At 51.0% G+C, this 3,535-nt stretch carries 3 protein-coding genes; 2 read left to right on the forward strand and 1 reads right to left on the reverse strand.

Annotated elements, in window-relative coordinates; all coding sequences use genetic code 11:
- Window positions 1-73: 73 nt before the first annotated feature.
- Entirely contained in the window at window positions 74-1,057 is a 984-nt protein-coding gene (locus tag B3797_RS00775) for a DUF1852 domain-containing protein (protein WP_311790102.1), read from the reverse strand.
- A 516-nt stretch (window positions 1,058-1,573) separates the two neighbouring features.
- On the opposite strand from B3797_RS00775, the gene B3797_RS00780 reads away from it, so the two are divergent.
- A complete protein-coding gene (locus B3797_RS00780) occupies window positions 1,574-2,344 on the forward strand; it encodes an ABC transporter substrate-binding protein (RefSeq protein WP_311790103.1) in 771 nt (256 codons plus the stop codon).
- An 82-nt stretch (window positions 2,345-2,426) separates the two neighbouring features.
- Complete coding sequence (locus tag B3797_RS00785; RefSeq protein WP_311790104.1) at window positions 2,427-3,491, forward strand: DUF2817 domain-containing protein; 1,065 nt, start codon at window positions 2,427-2,429, stop codon at window positions 3,489-3,491.
- Window positions 3,492-3,535: the final 44 nt, after the last annotated feature.

Genomic DNA, 3,535 nt, shown 5'->3' on the forward strand with positions numbered 1-3,535 from the left:
GGTTTAGGTAAGCTGCCAGCAGTTGAAACAGGTAATAACTTTTTCATTAAAGGTGACCTTGTATGTATTTTAATCAAAGAACGAAATTAGCAGCCCACTGCTCAAGAATAGTCTGATAGGGTTTAATAAAGTTTTGCTCGGTAAATTTCCCCTGCTCAATAGCTAACTGGCTACGCTCTTCTCGATCATAAACAATTCGGGTTAGTGAATAATCCTGGTGGTTCAGGTCTGGCTGATAGCATTTTCCTGCGGCCGAGTTCGCATTATATATTTCAGGACGATAGATCTTCTGGAAAGTCTCCATCGTGCTGATGGTGCTGATAAGTTCAAGAGCAGAGTAGTCGCTCAGCAAGTCACCGCTGAAGTAAAACGCTAACGGCGCAACGCTATTGTGCGGCATAAAATAGCGAACCTGTAGGCCCATCTTTGCAAAATAGCGGTCGGTCAGAGAGGGGTTATCCTGCTGATACTCTACGCCCAGCACCGGATGCTGATTATTTGTTCTGTGATAGATATTTTTACTGGAGACGCTCAGGCATATTACAGGCGCCTTTTTAAACTGCGCTTTATAAGCCTCTGATGCAACGAAACTTCTGAAGATCTTGCCGTGTAAATCGCCAAAATCGTCCGGGATAGTAAATTCCGCTCTGTTTTTATTATGCTCTGATAACAATACGCTAAAATCGTAGTCACGTACGTAAGAGGAAAAGTTATTGCCCACAATGCCTTCAGTGCGCGCGCCGGTTTTGCGGTCAACGACATTCGGCTTCAGGATTTCGATCACCGGAAAAGAGGCGTTGTCGCCGTTAGCATTAATAATCATCTCCACGGAAATGATATCCAGCTCGACGGAGTAGCGATCCGCTTTAGGATTATCCCAGTGCGCCAGCGAATTGAAACGGTTGTCTATCATCACCAACGCATTACGCAGGTTCTCCTGGCGTTTCACCCCTCTGGCTAAATTAGCAAAGTTGGTCGTAATGCGCGTATTTTCAGAAGGATTATAATTCTCGTCGAAACGAAGGCTTTTAATAGTGAAGCTAAAATTCTGAGTCATCGTAATCTGGTATCCTAATTTATGTTGTGAAATTTTCTTTTAACGTTTGCGTCTCAGGATAACCCGATTTTCTTTGCTTGTTTTCTCATCCACGACTCTTCATATTACTATTAGTTAACAACTCTGCATCTTTTATGCCTGAGTCATGGATTGAGTAAAAGTGATTTAAATTCACTGAACTTGAACAAAATTCATGTTGAGTAAACATCAAGATGCGTTATCAGGAAAAAGGCTGTTCCCCGGCTAACGCAACGCTGAAGTTCTGACCATCAGCGCCAGGGGAGAAAGGCACTTAATTGCGCAGCGGCAACGCCTTTTACTGCCGGGCTGACGACACCAGCGAATGGACGGTCGCAAGCGTTAAGCCAGGCTTAATAGCGTATAAACCTTTGCTAACGTACTAACAAATATAAGCATTTCCTCTCAGTCAGCTTCTGGTTTTTGTGGTGGAGATTCCTCCGCCATGTTATTAGTTTTGCATGCCGTTATTTAACGTCCCGCCTGCTGGAGATAATAATGAAAAGAAGTTTGCCCTTCGCTTTATTGCTTTCGCTCAGTGCCTTTAGCCAACTCTCTGCTGCTGAGCAGACGCTGCGTTTTGGCGTTGATCCCACCTTTCCGCCGTTTGAATCCAAAGCCAGCGATGGCTCGCTTCAGGGATTTGATATTGATCTGGGCAATGCCATTTGCGTGCAGGCAAAGATAAAGTGCCAGTGGGTGCAGACAGGCTTCGATAGCAGTATCCCGGCGCTACAGGCGAAGAAGTTCGATGCCATTCTCTCGGCAATGTCGATGACGGAAAAACGCCGTGAGCAGGTGGATTTCAGCGATATGCTCTACAACACGCCGAGCGCGTTGCTGACGCCGAAGAGCAGCACCCTGACGGAGAATATCAGCACGCTGCGCGGCAAAAATATCGGGGTGGCGCAGGGCACCATTCAGGAAAGCTATGCGAAAGCGAAGTGGGCGCCGCAGGGGGTCAATGTCGTTTCCTATCAAAACCAGATGGAGATTTACCCGGATCTGGTGGCTGGCCGCCTTGACGGCTCGCTGGCGAACGCGGTGTCCGCGGCGCAGGGATTCCTGAATACGCCAGAAGGCAAAAATTACGTTATTAAGGCAACGCTGGTCGATAAAGCGCTGCTGGGCAACGGCGTCGGCATTGGCCTGCGCAAGGGTGACGCGGCCAACCTGAAGCTAATTAATGATGCGCTGGCTGCGCTGCACGCTAACGGAACCTACGATCGGCTGGCGAAGAAGTATTTTAAATTTAAGGTCTATCCTTAATGACTTGCGCATTTTTGCCCGTAGCCGCTGCTGGAAGGGGCAGCGGTAAGGATAGCGGACGCAGCCAGCCGCAGGAGAATCCATGACCGAACTGCCGCATTACACTTCTCAACGCGCCCGCTTTGTCGCTGCCGTTGCTCGTCAAAACGGCACCCTGACTTCTTATAAACATCCGCTGCCAGGCCCGCAGGGCGAAGCGCTTTACACCGATGTCGCCGTACTAGGCAATCTCCACGCCTCTAAAGCGATGCTGATTATCTCCGGTACACACGGCGTGGAAGGCTATTACGGATCTGACAGTCAGATTAACTGGCTCAACGAGTTCAGCCTCACCGCTTTACCCGATGATACCGCGATAGTGCTGCTGCACCTGCTTAACCCCTGGGGTGCGGCCCATCTGCGGCGCGTTAATGAAGACAACATCGATCTCAACCGTAACTTTATCGATTTCACTCAGGCTGCGCCCGCCAACGCGGATTACGCTGAGTGGCATGGGATCTACCACGGCGAGCGGGCTAAAGCTGACCAGCTGCTACAGCAGACCCTCAACAGTGCAGGTTGGCCAGCGGTTAAACGCGTTGTGGAAGCGGGGCAATATCAGTTTGCCGACGGCTTATTCTATGGCGGCCAGCAGCCCAGCTGGTCTTATCGCACACTGCAAAGCATCATTGAGCATCATCTCTCACATGCGACGACCCTTCTCAGCTTTGATTTGCATACCGGAGCCGGAGCCTGGGGGCATCCCATGCTGCTCTCTATTGCCGAACAGCCTGTCGAGGCCCATCAGTGGGGAAAAAGGATCTATAGCGAATGGCTGACGCTGTTGTTCACCGGTGCCGGACGGGAGAGTGAAACCGGCGTGACCGCCACCGCTACGGGCTATCTCTCGCAGTTTCTGCTGAACGCGCTGCCCGATACGCATATCTTGCCGCTGGTGGTGGAGTGCGGCACTTTTCCCGGTGAGGAGATGCATCGGCGGGTGCGCGAAGATCACTGGCTGCATTTGCAGGGCGATCCGGCCAGCGAGGCGGGGCGCGCTATCAAACAACGCCTGGTGGAAGGCTTCTGGCCCGCAGACCGCGACTGGCGCGATCTGGTGGCGTTTCGCACCCAGCAGATTTTCCGGCGGGGATGGGAGGGTATATAAAGCCTGAATCACCACCGTCTATAAAAGGTCATGCGCGCGGTCTC

Source organism: Pantoea sp. UBA5923 (genome assembly GCF_002431095.1).
GTDB lineage: Bacteria > Pseudomonadota > Gammaproteobacteria > Enterobacterales > Enterobacteriaceae > Pantoea > Pantoea piersonii.